Source organism: Enterobacter sp. EGD-HP1 (assembly GCF_000733275.2).
In the GTDB taxonomy this organism is placed as follows: Bacteria; Pseudomonadota; Gammaproteobacteria; order Enterobacterales; family Enterobacteriaceae; genus Enterobacter.
The window spans coordinates 445,724-462,379 of the sequence record NZ_AVOP01000012.1 but is presented as its reverse complement, the minus strand read 5'-3'; the positions used below and the strand labels follow the sequence as shown (position 1 = coordinate 462,379).

Here is a 16,656-nt window from a genome sequence, read left to right as displayed (position 1 = left end):
CGGCAATGGACGATCTGGATAACGCCCTCGACTCCGAAAGCAGCTACACGGGCGCGCGTCGGATCGTGCTCTTCTCGCTGCTGATGTTTGTGGTGCTGGGCGTCTGGGCGTGGTTTGGCGTACTGGACGAGGTGTCAACCGGCTCGGGTAAAGTGATCCCCAGCTCGCGCGAACAGGTCTTACAGTCTCTCGACGGCGGGATCCTCACCGAGCTGAACGTCCACGAGGGCGATCAGGTGCAGGCCGGACAGGTGCTGGCGCGGCTCGATCCGACGCGTTCCGAATCGAACGTCGGCGAAAGCGCGGCCCGCTACCGGGCCTCACTGGCCTCCAGCGCCCGCCTGTACGCCGAGGTGAACGATCTCCCGCTGAAGTTCCCTTCTTCGCTGGCAAAATGGCCGGATCTGATTGCTGACGAAACGCGGCTGTACAACTCCCGCCGCGCGCAGCTGGAGGATACCCAGCGGGAGCTGCGCGCCGCGTTAGACCTCGCCAATAAGGAGCTGGCCATCACCCAGCGGCTGGTCAAAACCGGTGCCGCCAGCCACGTGGAGGTGCTGCGCCTGCAGCGACAGAAAAGTGACCTGGAGCTGAAGCTCACCGACGTGCGCTCGCAGTATTACGTTCAGGCGCGCGAGGCGTTATCCAAAGCGAACGCGGAGGTGGATATGGTCTCCGCCATCCTCAAAGGCCGCCAGGATTCCGTCACCCGTCTGACGGTAAAATCCCCGGTGCGCGGGATCGTGAAAAACATCAAGGTCACCACCATCGGCGGCGTGATCCCGCCCAACGGTGAGCTGATGGAGATTGTGCCGGTGGACGATCACCTGCTGATTGAAACCCGCCTGTCGCCGCGCGATATCGCCTTTATCCACCCAAACCAGGAGGCGCTGGTCAAAATCACCGCCTACGATTACGCCATTTACGGCGGGCTGCACGGGGTCGTTGAGACGATTTCCCCGGATACTATCCAGGACGAAGCCAAGCCGGAGGTGTTTTACTACCGGGTGTTTATCCGCACCAGCCAGGATTACCTGGTCAATAAGGCAGGCAGGCACTTCTCGATTGTGCCCGGGATGATTGCGACGGTGGACATTAAGACCGGAGAGAAAACGGTGCTGGATTATCTGATCAAGCCGTTTAACCGCGCGAAAGAGGCGCTGCGGGAGCGGTGATGAAACGCCTTACATCATTTTCTGAAGCCGCCTCGCAGGATTTAACTTCTTCTGGATAGCCTGCTTTTTATTAGGGTTAATCGGGCGTATGTTCCTTCCACGCCAGCAAAATCTGGCGTCGGGATTGGCATCCCGGTTAAACTTAATGGCGGCGTGAGCTCTTGTTGCGCCGTGCGTCTGGCTACATTTCAATGGTGGGCTGGACGGGGGCGTCGCAAGACGCGCCGGTGTCCATTAAGACCGGTAATGCCAACTCCGTTCAGTCCTGCCACCCGGGAAATTGGCATTTCTCTGGCAGGGTCTTAATCACTTAATGGAAACTGTCATATGACCACCAGTAACGCACTTTTCACGACCCCCTTCGGCCACAATACCGACTTCACTGAACTTGCCGACAACTGCCAACGCTATTGCGAAGCATTGGTGGAAGAGACCGATCCTGCAAGAAAAATAGCGCTCTGCGGTCGTCTTGCATCGACCCTCGCCCTGCTTCGCCCGATGCTGCTGGAGCCGCTCCCTGAGCACTTACAGGAACGTCTTACCGTCAATGTGTTCCCCGAATGTGAACCTGCATTTAACGCTGAATCCGATCAGCTCTGTCGCTACTGCGAGGAAATTACGCAACTGTTGATGGGGGGAGCGCTCGCCCCTGAATCCGCTCGTGTGATGGGAGATTTACTCTTTGAACTGACAGGATATTTTGCTGACCAGCTAAAAGCCCCGCGCTGGCTGAGAACCGAGGCTGGCGTCGCGTTGCTGGGTTGACATGGTTTTCTCCCTCTCCCACGGGGAGAGGAACATTCAAAATCATTGACTATAATTTAATCGCAGACTTGTTGTAACTCACTGATTAACAAGTCTATTTAACAGTTGTGCAATCCTATCTGGATGCATACGATTTCAGTGTAACAGCACCCACAACAACACCCGCTGTTATGCAAATTGTATGCACCGCTTATGCAAAAGGAGAAAGCAACAATGCGGTTAAATGATAGTGTGATTGGCGGACTACGCGCAAAAGATTCAGCCTACTATGTTTTCCGGGATGATGGCACCAGGGGAACGGGCAGATTAGGTATCAAAATTTTTCCTTCAGGTCGTAAATCCTTTGTCTATCGTTTCCAGGCTGATGGAAAACGTAAGTTTAAAACGCTGGGCGACTGGCCTCACTTCACATTAGAAAAGGCTACGCAACGCTATGCTGAACTTGCGGGTATGCCCCTCCAGAGTCGCTCTGACGCGATGGGTAAAAAAATGCGAACAGGAACACTGCGCGAACTCTTTGCGGCTTTCATAGCCTTCAAATCGCGCTCTGGACACCGCAGCACGATAAGTCAGTATGGCGCACTGTTTGAACAGCTAATCAAACTAAAACTCTTCACAGGTGATGAAATAGCTAATGAGATTACGTCTGTGCAGATCACACGCTGCATCCAGCACTGGACAAAGCAAGATTTCATGTCAAGAGCGAAAGAAGTCAGGAAAAAACTTCATGCTCTTTTTGAATACGGCATTGTTGCTGATAATGATCCGCTTAGTGATGTTGCATGCAACGGAGTGCAGTTTCAGATTGCTCATAATCCGGTGCGTAATGTCCAGAATTTTGAGGCTGGTACACCAGGCGATCGTTATCTTGACTTTAAAGAGCTACGTTATCTGTTAACGCTATTTGATAACGAAAAAAATGTCCTTCCTCCTGATGTACAAAGTTTAGTTGAACTTGGATTTTATACGTGTGGACAACGCCCGTTCGAGTTATGTCACTTACAAAAAAGCAGATATATCCCGGAACAAAATAAAATAGTTCTTGCTAAAGAGTTCTCAAAAACCGGAATCGAAACAGCAATATTCATCAGTAATAAAGCCAAAGAAATTCTAAATGATCAAGCAGCTCGCTATCCGGATAGTGATTTCTTTTTCCCAAACGTAAACTATGAAGAACAATTAAAAAAATACAAAAAGGAATTAAAAGCAAATCCGATTACTAAGATGGAAAAACCCACTACAGGACTTAATAGTGATGCATGGAAAAAGCATATGAACGAATTCGCAAAAATACATTTTGATCAGCCATTCTCTATGCGTGATATTCGCCGTACATTTAAAACACTCGCTGGAATGCTACATTTTACAGAAAATGAACGTGACATAGTCAATCAGCATGTAAACAAAACCATCAGTAAAAAGCACTATGATAAATATGATTACTTCATTGAAAAGCGCGAAACTACTTTAAAATGGGAAAAGGCGTTAAGTCTTTTGTTAGAAGATGATGGTATGGAAATTATCAATAAAATCATGGAAAATGATATAGTTTTGTAACGTGATTTTTGCATAAGTAATTTTTCAGCCATAAAAATTTAGATCCGAATTGCATATAAATGCAATTCGGATTTTATTTATGGACATTTGCTTCCTTATCAACAAAGAAAAGATATTATTTCCATGCATGTATAGTGAATGTTTCTACCATTTGAATAGATAGAGGAAACAAAATGCCTAGATTTGAACTTTATGAACAATATGATTTTAGACGGAGAGCCAATATTACAGACTTTGAAAGGATAGTAAGTCCAAAGAGAGGATTGGAATTGGCATGTAGCTATTATGAATTAGACTATGATTATTATGAACAGCAACTGCGTTTTCGTTTGCCAGAAAGAAAAAGGAACGGAAATAGATTCTTCGGGGAAAAATATAAAAGAAAAAGTTTAGTTTATTATGATCCAATATATGATGAGGTAAAGAGGAATTTGCAACTAGGATGGTTGATTGCTGTAGATAGAGAAGAGCATTGGGCCTGGTATAATAATCCTTTTTATTTTAATGAAGAAGGGAATATTGTTTATGAACCTTTTATGCGAGATGCGTGGGATAGTTCATTCCGTGATGTTGTGATGGGCGCATATCAGGAAGTCTTAGAAAGAAATCGAGGAATAAAACCCAGACCAACCCAAAAAATTCAATACGGTGCACCGGGTTATGTTGAACCTGAGCAACATGCTCAATCGACTAAAACATTAAATAATAAAAATGTAGGTCGTCTCCTTGCAGCAGGTGGGATATACAATAATAATATTGATGACTTCAGGAAAACTGCGGAGCAACTGGGTAAAGAAACGGTAGAGGGTTATGATGGAGTTATGACTGATACAAATATCGGTATCGGTATAGCGGCTGCATCTATTCTTTTAGTAAAGAATCCTGCGATGGCTGAAGAGCTAACAGGATTTTTGGGGGAAACAAAAAATTCAAAAGTTTTCTTGCAGGACGTTAAAATTGAAGAGATAAATTACTTACGCAGACCGCGTGATGAATATTTAATACTTAGAAAAGAGTTTGATAATTCTGTCAGAAAAAAATTTATGAAAAGTTTATCTGTCGAACCAGGTATTGATAATTATTTTAATGCCGCTCAAATTGAATTAATGGCGCGTGGTGGTGTTCCTGAGACCTGGCAGGTTCATCATAAATTACCTCTCGATGATGGAGGGGATAATAGCTTTGGAAATTTGATATTAATACAATCAAAGCCATATCATAATGTATTAAATGGTGTGCAAAAATCCGTAACTAAAGATTTGATACCTGGTCAAAGCATTGATACATTATGGCCTATGCCAAATGGAACATTTTACAAAAAATAGGAGTGAACAATGGAAAGTATAAATTTTCAAGATATTGATAAATCAATTGAAATATTAAAAAACAATATGATCAAATATCATTACACTATCGCAACACCGCTCACTCAAGACATAAAAAATTTTATTCAAAGCGACATGCCACCCGCAGAATGGAATGAAATAAAGAAAAATGTACACCAGGACATAAAAACAATATTTGACGAAAGGCAGGATATTAAACATTTTTATGCGAAAATTGATGGATTAGAATTTAATGCGGCGACGATATATGGGTTCAGTCAGGTTGCTGATGGGGAACTGTTGTGGTCAAATATTTATACAATGAATTTTTATTATAGAGATAATGAAATATTTATAGATCCGGATTTAAAAGATAACATCGTTATAGGAGAAGATAGTATGTCATACTTTTTATACAATATGGAATGTAAAATATTTGAAGTCCGAGATAAGATAGCCCCAGGGGTTCTAGAATCATTCAATGAATTCAACGGAATTCTAAAGTATATAATTAGCACGACGGAATTATGAATGTAAAATCGAGTGTGATACTTATTTTAAGTAATAGTTTAAGTTGAAAAAGGGACTCTATCGAGGTTTATCTGTTTGCCGCGATGCGTGAAGGGAAAATCTGGCGGATCCATGAAGTCACGCGAGCCCTCAGCGGTGATGCTGCAGACCGCACGCTGGCACACGCGATAGAATAACGTCACCCCGCCGGGCGCGGTGCGGTACGGTTATACACCCCAACATAGCGCGCAAATTTCCCGATAAACACGCCCGCAAACACGCCGCCGGAGACGATCGCCAGCGCGCTCATGGCAGGCTGCTGCATCGTCTGCGGAGAGACCGCGCTCATCACGCCCAGCACATACTTCACGCCGAACGCCAGCATCATAAACGGCAGCGCGGTGTAGTCTGCCTGACGGTAAAGGCTGCGCGGCGCCTCTGCGCGGGTGATAGCCGCCTGCTTAATCAGGAAATACCCCAGCGCGGCCCCGGCGAGGATCCCCGCCGTCCACAAGGCGACAGTTCCGGGAGTCAGCGTGCGGTAGACCACCAGATCGTAAATATCCCAGATAAGAAAGATGCCCGGAATGATGGCAAGCCGCTCCAGCGTGACGGTGGCGGGCCTGCGGGCTTTAATGCCGCGAGAGATGAGGAAGATAAACAGCACCCACACCCAGACGGGCGTATGCGTAACGACACCGAACAGAAATTCAAACATGGAGATCTCCATGGACGATCGCGGCCCGTGCCGCCCTGAACGCGTATTGCGCATAATGGCCAGAACGCCATTATGCGCAGGTCTTTTACAGCGATTTTTTCAGGCGTTGAACCGCCTCTTTCAGATCTTCATCCGTTGGCGTGACAAACGACATGCGCAGCGTTGAATGGTCTGGCTCATTGCAGTAGAAAAATTCGCCCGGCACAAATACTACGCCGTTACTTAACGTTTTTTCCAGCCAGCGGGTGGTATTACTACCATTATTCATCTTCGCCCACAGGAACATGCCGCCCTTCGGCTTGTGGAACGACATCACATCGCCCAGCTCGGCCTCCAGTTCGGTTGCGAACGTCTGGTACTTCTGGCGATAGGCTTCGCGGATCGTTTTAATCTGATCGGGCAGACGACCGGTTTTCAGGTATTCGTACGTCATCAGCTGCGACAGCGTGCTGGTGTGCAGGTCGGTGGTTTGCTTAAGGTTCACCACCGCGCGCTTCAGCCATTCCGGCACCAGCACCCAGCCTACGCGCGTACCCGGCGCGAGAATTTTAGAGAAGGTCGAGGTATAGACCACGTTCTCTTCGTTGCCGATATCTTTGGCATGGGCAATTAACGGGCGGAACACTTCATCGGTATAGTTAATCTCGCTGTACGGATCGTCTTCAATAATCACGAAGTCATAGCGCTTCGATAATTCCACCAGCTGCTTACGGCGCACTTCAGAAAGGGTTACCCCGCCAGGGTTGCCAAACGTCGGCACTATATAGACCGCTTTGATGGTTTTATTTGCCGCCAGCGCTTCGAGCTCGTCGACGTTCATTCCGTCGCCGTCGGTGCCAACGGATTCAAAATTCGCCTGCGCCAGGCCAAATACCTGCAGCGCAGCAAGATAGGTTGGACGCTCAACCACAACGGTATCGCCCGGGTTAATTAATGCACGCGCCAGCACGTCGAGAGACTGCTGCGAACCGGATGTCACCACCACATCATCCGCCTTGCAGCGAATACCTCGCCCTTCGCAGATGCGCTGAATTTCTTCCCGCAGTCCCGGTACGCCTTCGGTCAGGCCGTACTGAAACGCCTCGCCAAAATGCTGTGATAAGACGGCATCGGCAGCAATTTTAAGCCCTTCGTGATCGAACAGATCGGGATTAGGAATACCCCCGCCCAGCGAAATCACCCCCGCCATTTTGCTATGTTTTAATAATTCACGGATGGCAGAGGATTGCAGGCCCTGCGCGCTGCTGGCGAGTTTGTTTGCAGACATTCTTTGATTACCTTCTTTTTTTATATTGTGCCCAATCTTAGCAGAATATGGGCGATAAATTCCGTAAGCTTAGGCAGTTGACGTAAATCCTGGCGCCACAATAAATGCACCGGCCTCGGCGCGGGCGTGTACTGCTCCAGCACCCGCACCAGCCTGCCGCTTACCAGCTCTTCCGCCACCAGCACTTCCGGTTGTAGCAACAGCCCCGCCCCGGCTCGCGCGGCCATGCGTAAGCCGTAGCCGTCGTTACATCTTAAGACCGCATCCCGCTTCCAGCGCACCTCACCTTCCACGCCCGGCAGCCGCCACTCGTTACGTGCCGTCCACACCGTGTGCGAAAGACACAGATGATCCACCAGATCGTCTGGCGTTTGGGGCGTGCCGTGTCGCGCTAAATAATCCGGCGCGGCGCAGATCACCATGTTGTAGGGGCACAGGTACTTCGCCACCAGATCGTCATTGCGAACGTCACCAATGCGAATGGCCAGATCGACCCCCTCCTCCACCAGATCGACCATCCGGTTGGTGAGATCCAGCTCAATGCGTACTTCCGGGTAGCGCTGTAAAAAGGTTGCCGTCAGCGGGGCAATCACGCAGCCGCCAAACGACGTGGGTGCCGTGACGCGCAGGGTGCCAGACGGTACGGCGCGCAGCCGTTCAACCGCGCTTTCGGCAATCATGACCTGCTCCAGCACCCGCTTCGCCTCGTCGAAATAGACCCGTCCGGCATCCGTCAGGCTTTGGCGTCGCGTGTTACGCTCCAGCAGGCGGGTGCCAAGCTGTGATTCCAGCAGCGCAACGTATTTCCCCACCATCACCGCCGACATCTCCAGCCGTGCCGCCGCACCGGTAAAACTGCCGCTTTCCACCACGGCAATAAAGGTCTCCATGCTGCGAAGCTTATCCATATTCCAAACCTCTGGTTAGCAATCTTCTAACTTTAGCCCAGTTTATCTGCATTTTTATTTATTAAAGAATGAAGGCTCACAACATAAGGAGTCGGCTATGAAAATCGTCATTATTGGTGCCAGCGGTACGGTCGGTCGTGCAGTAGCGGAAGAGCTGAGTCGTCGCCACGAGGTCATCCGCGTCGGCCGCACGCAGGGCGACGAGCAGGTGGATATCACCTCGCAGGCGAGCGTCCAGGCGCTGTTTGAGAAAATCGGCCCGGTGGATGCCATTGTCTCCGCCAGCGGTGGTCTCTACTTTGGCCCGCTCGCGACCATGAAGGACAGCGACTTCAACCAGGGCCTTCAGGATAAGCTTTTGGGGCAGGTGCGCCTGGCGCTGACCGGCCAGCACTACCTGAACGAGGGCGGCTCGATCACCCTGATTAGCGGCATCGTGGCGCACGAGCCTATTGCCCAGGGCGTGAATGCCACCACGGTAAACGCGGCGCTGGAAGGGTTTGTCCGCGCCGCAGCGTGTGAGCTGTCGCGTGGGATCCGCATCAACCTGATTAGCCCGACGGTGCTCACCGAATCCGCCGAAGCGTACGACGGATTCTTCCCGGGCTTTGAAAGCGTTCCCGCCGCGACCGTGGCGCAGGCCTACCGCCGCAGCGTGGAAGGGGTGCAGAGCGGTCGGGTGTATAAGGTGGGTTACTGAGCCTTACGCGCGGAGATCAGCACCAGCATCGGGCGTTCAGCCTCTTCGGCAAGCGCAGGCCAGGCGTCAATCTGCGCCTGCGTTGGCCCCCACTCGTTGACCTCGCTTATTGTTAATCCGGCCCTGATCAGCGCGTTAAGCGTGGTGCCCAGCGTGCGGTGATACTTGATCACCCCGTCTGCCAGCCAGTTGCTGACGCGCCTGCCTTCGTCCTGATAGTGGTTCACGCCCCAGAACCGCTCGCCATTATCGTCGGTCAGCCAGCCCTGACGGGTGGCGCAGGTGTATATCGGGTGCTCCATCGAAAAGACCAGGCTGCCGCCGGGCTTGAGCGCGCGCTGAACCCTGGCGAATAGCGTATCCAGTTCCGGCAGGTAGTGCAGCGCCAGGGAGCTATAGACCAGATCGAGGCTATTCTCATTGAGCGTAAGAGATTCCAGATCGCTACGCTGATAGTGAATCTGTGGGTCAGCGTTAAGCTCCGCTGCGCGGGCGAGCATCTTTTCTGAGATATCGACCCCAGTGACATCAGCTGCGCCCAGCTCGCGGGCTGCGCGGCAGAACCAGCCGTAGCCGCAGCCGAGATCGACAACCGATTTGCCGGTTAAATCCGGCAGCATGGCCTTAAGCGCGGGCCACTCCGGCGCGCCGTCCAGCCCCTGAACCGAGCGCGGAAGCTGGGCGTAGCCTTCGAAAAATGCCGGGTTATCGTAGATGTTTTGTGCCATGGCAGATCCCTCTTTAAGAACGTGCATAGCAGTATACTGCATTGTCGGGTGGCGGCTTCGCCTTACCCGACCTACAAAACCGTGAACCGTAGGCCGGGTAAGCGCAGCGCCACCCGGCACCACATTAGCCCACCGAGCCCCAGACGAGGTTGCCCTTGTGGAACGTCGCGGTGCGCGGTGAAATGCGCGCCACGGCCTCAGCGGAACAGGAGGCATCCACCAGCACAAAGCTGGCGTCGTCCTGCGCTTTGGGCCACACGCGTTCGCCCTTGTCGTTCAGCGGCAGCACGTCGCCGGTGGCGATACCTAATGCGCGGGAAAGGGTCTGCTCGTTCGGGCGGATGTAGAGCTGAGCATAAAGATTCGCTTTCTCCAGCATGTCCCCCAGACCGTACGGCGACCAGTGGTCGATCGCGCTGTCGGTACCGGTCATCACAAACACGCCCTTGTCCCGCAGCTGCTTCAGCGGCATGTGCAGGGTGCCAATCGGCACGGTGGAGGCGATGGTCACCTGCTGCGCCGCCATGCGGGTGGCTATCTCATCCACCTGCTGCTCGTTGAGCGTCGCCAGCGCGAAGGCGTGGCTGATGGTCAGCTTGCCCTTGAGCTCCGGCGTTTTCTCCACGGTTTCGACCATATAGTTCACCGCCGCCACGCCCGCCGGGCTGGTTTCATGCAGATGGATGTCCACCCCTTTGTCGTAATCCAGCGCAATCTGGAACATGGTGTCGAGGGATTTCTCCATCGCACCGTCGACGTTGGTGGGGTCAAGCCCGCCCACGTAGTGTGCCCCGGCCTGCATCGCCTCGCGCATCAGCTTTTCGGCATTTGACAGCAGCAGTCCGTGCTGCGGAAAAGCGACGATTTCGCAGTCAAAGCCGGGCTTACGGCGCAATAAAACCGCCTGCAGGTTTTCCAGATTCTTCAGGCCGGAGGTCGGCTCGATATTGCAGTGGCTGCGGGCGATGGTAGAGCCTTTCGACTGGATCAGGTCGATCAGCTTTTCCGCGCGCTCCTGGGTGTAGGGCTGTAGCTCCGGCAGCAGCTTCTGCTCAAGGCGGATCATGTCCTGAATCGTGGTGCCCGCCGGGCGATTCAGGGAGCGCCACGGACCGCCGTAAAAGGTTTTATCCAGGTGAATGTGCATGTCGCGCATCGCCGGGAGCATCAGCTTTCCGCCCGCGTCATAGTGCGGCAGCGTGGCGTCGGCATGGCTTTTATTGTCGCGCAGGGCGACGATCTTGCCGTCTTTGATTTCCAGCGTTTTCAGCTCGGTGCGGGTGCTCGTCGCCACGCCGCCGTCAACGTTAAACCCGGCTTCGAGCAGCACGTTGTCCAGATAGTAATGTTTCGCGGTGATGTTCATCGGCTTGCCGGTCTCGCAGGTTGGCTTCGCGGAGTCAGCAGCATACGCGACGGAACCGGTCGCGCCAAACAGCGCGCAGGCGGTGACCATTTTGCCGCTCTGGCTGATAAACTCGCGGCGGCTTTTATTTTCACTCATCTTATCTTCCTTCATTCACAATATGGGTACCGGTTTCTCCGCGCAGCGCCGCGGGCAGGCAGTCCGGCGAGGTGATAATCACGCGCTTGCCGCCGTGTTTTAAAAATGCCAGCGAGGCGACGATTTTGGGCAGCATGCTGCCCGCCGGGAAGTGACCTTCGTCCATGTAGCGCGTCATCTGCGCCACGTTAACGGTGTCCAGCGCCTGCTGGTTTGGCTTGCCGAAGTTGACGCACACCTTCTCCACCCCGGTGGTGATCGCCAGCACGTCGGCGCGGATCTCGCGCGCCAGCAGCGCGGTGGAGAGATCTTTATCAATCACCGCGTCGACGCTCTGGTAATCGCCCTGCTCACTGCGAACAACGGGGATCCCGCCGCCGCCCGCGCCGATCACCACGTATCCTTTTTGGGTGAGCGCCTTAATGGCATCCGCCTCGACAATCCGCAGCGGCTGGGGTGAAGCCACCACGCGACGATATCCCCGGCCGGAATCCTCAACAAAACGCCAGTCCGGGTGTGTGCGCTGCAGCTCATCGCGCTGCGCCTTGCTGAAGAACGCGCCGATCGGTTTTGTCGGGTGCGTAAAGCCGGGATCGTTTTTATCCACCTCCACCTGCGTGACGACCGTGACCGCTTTTTGCTCCCCGCGTGCGGCCAGGCAATTGTTGAGCGCCTGCTGGATCAGGTAACCGATGCCGCCCTGGGTATCCGCCACGCAGTTTGCCAGCGGAGTCAGCGGCAGCCCTTCCCGCTCGTGGGCGATTTCGGCACGGCGCAGATCCAGCCCCACCTGGGGGCCGTTGCCGTGGGTGAGCACGATGTCATAGTCAGAGGCCAGCATTTCCAGCACCGACTCTGCCACCGCTTTCACCGCCTGCACCTGATGTTCAACCGACTGGCTGGCGTTGTCTTTGATAATGCTGTTGCCGCCGATGGCGACGACCATAAGCTCTTTCATACGTGTTCCTTCGCAACAGTAATTTCAGCGCTCGCCGCTTCCCGGCTATCGAGGAAATGCTTCACCACAAACATGCCGCCCATCATCAGATACGCGGTGACAAACATCAGCGAACTGCCTTCGGCAAAACCCACCACCGGCGCGTGGATCACCCCAAACAGCGCCAGCAGCGCCCCACCCGCGGCCGCAACGGCCCCGCGCAACGGTTTGTTGATGATGGCGAAGATGGCGATACAGCCCCACAGCATGCTGGCGAGCGGCGCGCCGTTCCCAAGATGGACTAATCCCTCGTAGTAGATCCCTTTGCTGTGCAGCACGTCGGTGCCGATCTTCGCCGCGCTGGTGCCCGCCGCCCCCATCACGCTGTTCATCATGGTCAGCGCCCAGTTGGCGATCCACGGGAACAGGCAGATGAAGATCACCGGCACCTCCACTTTGGGCGTTTCCCTCACCACCTGGTTGGCGGTGACGACGCCGATAAACACCAGAATCGGCACGATGGCGGTCATCGGTATGATAGCGAGCATAAAGGCCCCCAGCCCGAAAAGCGGCACGATGAACATGGTCACGCCCGAGGCCAGGGTGTAGCCGATGCTGGCCCCCATCGCTTTCCAGCCTGGGTGGCCGACGTAGACCGTCACCGGGAACGGGTTCCCCATCAGGCAGCCGAGCATCGACGCCAGACCGTTCGCCAGCATCACCTTACGCGTCGGGTACGCATCCCCCGCCGCGTGGGCGCTTTCGATGTTCTCCAGGTCAAAGATGTAGTTCGCCAGCCCCAGCGGAACGGCCGATGCCAGGTACGGCAGCGCGTGCGGCAGCCCCTGCATAAAGCTGTCCACATGCACTTCCGGCGGGTTAAAGCCGAAGGATGACATGGACGCTTTAATCGCTTCCGGGCTTTGCAGGCCGGAGATCCACGCCAGTGCGGTACCGGCTATCAGCAGCAGCAGGCCGGTCGGAATACGAGCGAAAATCGGCTTTTTGCCAAACCAGTTGATGAAGATCAGCAGCAAGACGATGAACGACACGGTCGGCGCTTCGAACGCCTGCAGCATCGGGTTCATCGCCAGCAGCAGCAGGCCCAGGCCGGAGAGGCACGACAGCAGCACGGTACGCGGGATCATCTTGCGGATGGTTTCCCCTAAAAACGAACCGCCCGCGAGGATCATCGCCTCCACGAAGCACCATACCAGGCCAATCTGGATCGCGAACTCCGCATCGCCCGTTTGCTGATAAACCGGCATCAGGACCAGGAAGGTCACGGTAAAAATCGACGGCGCGCTCGGGCCGGACGGCAGCGCAGTCACATCCGTACGCCCGGTGGCGCGCGCCATCTGCATGCCGAACCAGGCGTAGCAAATACTCGCGACCAGCACCGCCAGCCCGAAGGCCGGCGCGATGCGTCCATAAACAATCTCCTTCGGGATGCCGACGACATAAATGAGCAGCCCCATCATGGTCAGCAAATTGGTCAGGTTGTTGGTCATCAACCCGAAATAGGCCGCCCAGTCACCTCTTTTCCACTCCAGTTTCATGTTTTTCATGGATGCTTGCCTTATAAAAAGTAGCGATCGCGGAAGGTCAACAGCGCCTTTTCAAAACAGCTAAACGGCGGATGAACGATGCCCGCCCCAATCATGCCGATGCCCGCGTCTTTGTGGGCAATGGCGGTGTTAATGACCGGCAAAATGCCGCTGCCCGCGACTCTGGTAATGTCGATGGCGGTCGGGATGCCCATAAACGAGAGCAGCGGAATGGTGACGTTCGGGTTTTCGCCGAGGGTGATTTCGCGCATCTGACGGGAGAAGTCGATGGCTTCCTCCACCGTGCCGCCCACCAGCGCCACGATGGCCGGGGCCGTCGCCATCGCAAAGCCGCCGATGCCGTAGGTTTCGGTAATCGCGCTGTCGCCGATATCCAGCCCCGAGTCTTCCGGCTTATAGCCCGCGAACATCGGGCCGATCACCTGCTGCGCCGGGCCGGTGAACCATTGCCCGGGCAGGCCGGAAACGCGCAGGCCGAACTCGTAGCCGTTGCGCGCCATGGTGGTGACGACGGTGCTGTACTCAACGCCGTGAGCGGCGTCCAGCGCGGCCTTACACATCGCCATCCACGTCGGGCCGGAGAAGTAGTCGCTGCTGGCGACAAACTCGAACACCTCGCGCTGCTGCTCAACCGGATAGCCCGCCTGGATCAGCCCCGGCGTCAGCGCCTGGATCAGCAGCGTGGTGCCCGCGTTGTTGCGGTTGTGGCACTCGTCGCCCATGTGCAGCGCCTGGGCCAGCATCAGGCGCAGGTCGATTTCGCCGATAATCTTCATCGCGTCGCGCAGCATCGGGCCGAGCACGTCACGCATCCAGTTCAGGCGGTCGATGACGCTCTGGTCGTTGGCCCCCATGCGCAGGATCTTCGCCATCTGCTCGCTGAGGTTGGTGAACGCGCGGTTGCCGTAGGTTTTGTTTTCAACGATGTGCATAAACATCGACGCGGAGGTGACGCCCGCCATCGAGCCCACGCAGTCGTGCTCGTGGCACGGCGAGAACGTAATATCTCCCGAGGCGGCGAGCCTTGCCGCGTCGTCCAGATCTTTCGCCAGCCCTTCAAACACCAGCGCCCCGGTGACCGCGCCCTTCATCGCCCCGCACATGTTTTCCCAGGAGACGGGCGGACCGGCGTGCAGAATGGTGGTGCGGGTCATGCCCGGCACCACGTTAATGGCCTGGTCATAGCCCACCAGTACCGGATGGGACTGAATAATGCGCTCAAGCGCAAGCTTGTTGGCGGCGGCGATTTTCTCCGCCAGCGGTTTTTCCGCCAGCTGGTCGAGCGCCTCAACGACCTGCATATTGCCCTGCCCCGGCGGCGTCCATTCGAGCTGGGTGAATGGAACGTGCTGTTTTTTGAGGTCATTGCTGAACATCGCAATGCCGACGTTAATGACGTTCAGCGGCTGGTTGAATAAGGTGGTCATTATGCTTTCTCCCCTTTGCAAACAAATTCGCGTGCCAGTAATCCGGTGTTGGTGCTGCTGCTGGCCCAGATAACGCCAGCGTCGGTCAGCAGCTGGCACTGCTGCGCCAGCGACTGCGGATCCTGGTCTGTGCCGAGCACGTAGCCGAGAATTTCCAGAGGACGGTTATCCGCCTTCGCGATGGCCTGCGCCTCCTTAATGGCATCAAGCATCACCCCCACCGGATCTTCATGCGCGCCGAAGCCCAGCACGAAGTCCATCACGATGACGCCCACCTCCGGATCGCGCGCCTCCTGCAGCAGGCGGCTGATGCGGTTGGTCGGGTCGATCATCGGGTGCGGCTTGCCGTTGGTGAAGTCGTCGTCGCCAAAGTCGAGGAAGGTGTGGGCTTTACTGACGCTGATGTCGCTCAGACGCCTGGCCGGATCCGGCTGGATGTTGCTGTAGACGTCGTCGAATTTCGCAAGCGCTGCGAACATCGCCTCGTCGCACAGGGTGCCGCCGCAGAACAGGCCGCGAATGTACTTCTGCTGCGGGGTCAGACGGGCGCGCACCTCTTCAATCAATGGCCAGTTGAGCGGATGCAGGTCCAGGGACTCTTTTTTGATGCCGGTAAGCAGGACCGCCTTCAGGGCCGCCTCTTTGGTGTCGCGCGCAAACTGCAGGCCATCTTCATCGGCGGGCGGTTCGCTGCGGCCGAGGAAGCAAACAACCACAGGCTTGCGGCAGGCGCGGGCGCGAGTCAGCACTTTCTCCGCCACCGCAGGGGCCGGCGGCTTGGAGATGAGTGCAATTACCTGAGTGCCCTCGTCGGCTTCCAGCATGTCGATGGCGTCGAGCATCATCAGGCCGCCAATTTTCTCGCTGAGATCGCGCCCGCCGGTGCCAATCAGCTGCGACACGCCGCCGCCGAATTCGTGAATGCGCACGCTCAGCTCCTGGCTGCCGGTGCCGGAAGCGCCGACGATGCCAATCGAGCCGCGGCGCACCGCGTTAGCAAAGCACAGTCCCGCGCCGTTGATGATGGCGGTGCCGCAGTCCGGCCCCATCATCAGCAGCCCTTTCTGGTGCGCCAGCTGCTTCAGCGCCAGCTCGTCGTCGAGCGATACGTTATCGGAGAAGAGCATCACGTTAAGGTCGTTTTCCAGCGCCTGGCGCGCTTCGCGGGCGGCGAAAGTACCGTTGACGGAAATCACAGCGAGGTTGCTGTCCGGGCGATGGGTTTTGGCGCTGGCAATCGTGGCGTAGCGCGCCTCATGGGAGCCTGCGCTCTCTTTACGGGTGAACAGCGCTTCAATAGCGGCCAGCGTTTCATCATTCGCCGCGTCGCCTTTAATCACGATCATCAGGTCGCCGTTTTTAGCTTCTGCTAATTCCGGCGTTAATAGCCCGAGGTTTTTTAAGACGCCTTTATTCATTTCCGTCGCCATGGCCACAAACGCCTGATCGACGCCCGGCAATTTATTGGCTTTGGTGGAAACGGACATTAATGAGACGGAGTCAAAATAGGTGTTCTTTTTTATGACGATTTTCGTTGGCATTATTTTCTCCTGAAAGCGGATAAAAG

The 16,656-nt window shown here is 54.9% G+C and carries 15 protein-coding genes; 6 read left to right on the top strand and 9 right to left on the bottom strand.

The genetic code is table 11. The features are described 5' to 3' along the window. Nucleotides 1-5: 5 nt before the first annotated feature. From N037_RS11320 to N037_RS11300, 5 genes are all read left to right on the top strand, one after another. Complete coding sequence (locus tag N037_RS11320; RefSeq protein ID WP_156369724.1) at nucleotides 6-1,175, top strand: HlyD family efflux transporter periplasmic adaptor subunit; 1,170 nt, start codon at nucleotides 6-8, stop codon at nucleotides 1,173-1,175. A gap of 327 nt (nucleotides 1,176-1,502) precedes the next feature. Continuing rightward, the gene (locus tag N037_RS11315) at nucleotides 1,503-1,940 is read left to right on the top strand and encodes a hypothetical protein (protein ID WP_023333145.1); all 438 of its coding nucleotides are present in this window, start codon (nucleotides 1,503-1,505) and stop codon (nucleotides 1,938-1,940) included. A 213-nt stretch (nucleotides 1,941-2,153) separates the two neighbouring features. Beyond that, a complete protein-coding gene (locus N037_RS11310; protein WP_032640923.1) occupies nucleotides 2,154-3,497 on the top strand; it encodes a tyrosine-type recombinase/integrase in 1,344 nt (447 codons plus the stop codon). Between the two features lie 173 nt (nucleotides 3,498-3,670). After that, entirely contained in the window at nucleotides 3,671-4,822 is a 1,152-nt protein-coding gene (locus N037_RS11305) for an HNH endonuclease signature motif containing protein (protein WP_032640921.1), read from the top strand. A gap of 9 nt (nucleotides 4,823-4,831) precedes the next feature. Then, entirely contained in the window at nucleotides 4,832-5,353 is a 522-nt protein-coding gene (locus N037_RS11300; RefSeq protein ID WP_050511239.1) for a YrhA family protein, read from the top strand. Between the two features lie 178 nt (nucleotides 5,354-5,531). Here N037_RS11300 and N037_RS11295 read toward each other — a convergent pair whose 3' ends face one another. The 3 genes from N037_RS11295 to N037_RS11285 all read right to left on the bottom strand — a co-directional run bounded on the left by N037_RS11295 (nucleotide 5,532) and on the right by N037_RS11285 (nucleotide 8,225). After that, complete coding sequence (locus N037_RS11295; RefSeq protein ID WP_023333149.1) at nucleotides 5,532-6,050, bottom strand: DUF6622 family protein; 519 nt, start codon at nucleotides 6,048-6,050, stop codon at nucleotides 5,532-5,534. Between the two features lie 85 nt (nucleotides 6,051-6,135). Beyond that, nucleotides 6,136-7,317: an aminotransferase-like domain-containing protein gene (locus N037_RS11290; RefSeq protein ID WP_032640919.1), complete on the bottom strand. Its 1,182-nt coding sequence runs from the start codon at nucleotides 7,315-7,317 to the stop codon at nucleotides 6,136-6,138. Nucleotides 7,318-7,337: 20 nt separating this feature from the next. Further along, nucleotides 7,338-8,225, bottom strand: coding sequence for a LysR family transcriptional regulator (locus tag N037_RS11285; protein ID WP_023333151.1), 888 nt, complete (start codon nucleotides 8,223-8,225; stop codon nucleotides 7,338-7,340). A 97-nt stretch (nucleotides 8,226-8,322) separates the two neighbouring features. Between N037_RS11285 and N037_RS11280 the strand changes: the two genes are divergently transcribed. Beyond that, nucleotides 8,323-8,925, top strand: a complete 603-nt coding sequence (locus tag N037_RS11280; protein ID WP_032640917.1) for a short chain dehydrogenase — start codon at nucleotides 8,323-8,325, stop codon at nucleotides 8,923-8,925. Here N037_RS11280 and N037_RS11275 read toward each other — a convergent pair. The 6 genes from N037_RS11275 to fdrA form a co-directional block, all read right to left on the bottom strand. Further along, nucleotides 8,919-9,653 (bottom strand): class I SAM-dependent methyltransferase, encoded by a 735-nt coding sequence (locus tag N037_RS11275; RefSeq protein ID WP_032640915.1) that lies wholly within the window; start codon nucleotides 9,651-9,653, stop codon nucleotides 8,919-8,921. The genes N037_RS11280 and N037_RS11275 overlap by 7 nt on opposite strands. 124 nt (nucleotides 9,654-9,777) lie before the next feature. Further along, complete coding sequence (locus N037_RS11270; RefSeq protein WP_032640913.1) at nucleotides 9,778-11,157, bottom strand: amidohydrolase family protein; 1,380 nt, start codon at nucleotides 11,155-11,157, stop codon at nucleotides 9,778-9,780. A gap of 1 nt (nucleotide 11,158) precedes the next feature. Further along, the gene (locus N037_RS11265; protein ID WP_032640911.1) at nucleotides 11,159-12,115 is read right to left on the bottom strand and encodes a carbamate kinase family protein; all 957 of its coding nucleotides are present in this window, start codon (nucleotides 12,113-12,115) and stop codon (nucleotides 11,159-11,161) included. Continuing rightward, nucleotides 12,112-13,662 (bottom strand): hypothetical protein, encoded by a 1,551-nt coding sequence (locus tag N037_RS11260; RefSeq protein ID WP_032640909.1) that lies wholly within the window; start codon nucleotides 13,660-13,662, stop codon nucleotides 12,112-12,114. The genes N037_RS11265 and N037_RS11260 overlap by 4 nt, the downstream gene beginning before the upstream one ends. 11 nt (nucleotides 13,663-13,673) lie before the next feature. Continuing rightward, nucleotides 13,674-15,089: a DUF1116 domain-containing protein gene (locus N037_RS11255; RefSeq protein ID WP_032640907.1), complete on the bottom strand. Its 1,416-nt coding sequence runs from the start codon at nucleotides 15,087-15,089 to the stop codon at nucleotides 13,674-13,676. Then, complete coding sequence (gene fdrA, locus N037_RS11250; protein ID WP_032640904.1) at nucleotides 15,089-16,630, bottom strand: acyl-CoA synthetase FdrA; 1,542 nt, start codon at nucleotides 16,628-16,630, stop codon at nucleotides 15,089-15,091. The genes N037_RS11255 and fdrA overlap by 1 nt, the downstream gene beginning before the upstream one ends. Between the last annotated feature and the right edge of the window lie 26 nt (nucleotides 16,631-16,656).